Source organism: Citrobacter sp. Awk 2 (assembly GCF_028069815.1).
GTDB lineage: Bacteria > Pseudomonadota > Gammaproteobacteria > Enterobacterales > Enterobacteriaceae > Citrobacter.
This window is the reverse complement of record NZ_JANEWL010000227.1, coordinates 1-946: the sequence shown is the minus strand read 5'-3', so window position 1 is coordinate 946 and position 946 is coordinate 1. Positions and strand designations below refer to the sequence as shown.

2 protein-coding genes are annotated in these 946 nt (G+C 35.5%); one reads left to right on the top strand and one right to left on the bottom strand.

The features are described 5' to 3' along the window. The first annotated feature begins 77 nt into the window (after positions 1-77). Entirely contained in the window at positions 78-401 is a 324-nt protein-coding gene (locus NNO02_RS23335; RefSeq protein ID WP_271455885.1) for a phage holin family protein, read from the top strand. Between the two features lie 31 nt (positions 402-432). Here NNO02_RS23335 and NNO02_RS23330 read toward each other — a convergent pair whose 3' ends face one another. After that, positions 433-870, bottom strand: a complete 438-nt coding sequence (locus NNO02_RS23330) for a winged helix-turn-helix domain-containing protein (protein WP_271449367.1) — start codon at positions 868-870, stop codon at positions 433-435. Positions 871-946: the final 76 nt, after the last annotated feature.

Sequence of the window (946 nt, the reverse complement as noted above, 5' to 3'; positions counted from 1 at the left end):
ATACTATGCTGTGCTTCGACAATGGATTTTTATGTTGCAGTCTAAGTATTCATCCATAAAATGATAAGGATATTTTTATGACAATGATAATTGGTTCGGAACCTACTGTTCGAGGTATCATCGAGCTTGAAACGATACTTGCGGTTATCATCGTAAGCGCATGGGGAGGCGTTGTGAGTTACCTCATGAGAGAAACTCGAAGGAGAACGCAGAAAAATATTAAAGGATGTCTAAAACAAGTTGTTATTTCATGTTTTACTGGTTTTTTGCTATCCAGCATTGCCCTTGATAAAGGCGCAGGGACTCATATGACACTTATATTGTCCGGGCTGGGTGGGGTGTTTGCAGGACCTGTATTGAAAATGTTGAAAGATAAGTTAGCACAAATTTTTGTTAAGTGAGTGGTATTGCCCATCCATGGGCATTACTGCTTTATGATAAGTAAAAGTTCAGTACGGCATATAGAATTATTAGCGCGATCAGAGCTATTGTTATAGGATAAATAAAACGATTCTGGAAAATGTGCTGTTTGTTTTCCAAACATTTAATTTCTATATCCCCATTAAGCTGGATCCCCTGACGTGGGATTGTTACAAACAAATTATCAATACCAAAAAACTTCAGGTCTTTTCTGACCAGGTATAGTAGTTGTGTTAAATTTGCATCGTTTATAAATTCACTTCTTTCTTCCCATAGTACAGCTGAAATCTGATTTTTTCTAATCACCAATTCTTGTGCATTAGTTAGAATAAAATCTAAACACTTAGACCGCATGTGGGTAAGTTTTATCGCCCGGGTCCCATCTTTGCTTTTTAACTCATGATTGATGTTATCGTATATACAGCTGTTTTTAATAATGTAAATGGTCATTTATATACCAGGTTTTGTTAAAGAGTGTTCAGGAAGACTAAGTTCTAAAAATCAATTGTTCAATGTATATATATAC

Coding starts and splice junctions, on each gene's coding strand:
- NNO02_RS23335 (WP_271455885.1), top strand. CDS start 78: ATGACAATGATAATTGGTTCGGAACCTACTGTTCGAGGTATCATCGAG.
- NNO02_RS23330 (WP_271449367.1), bottom strand. CDS start 870: ATGACCATTTACATTATTAAAAACAGCTGTATATACGATAACATCAAT.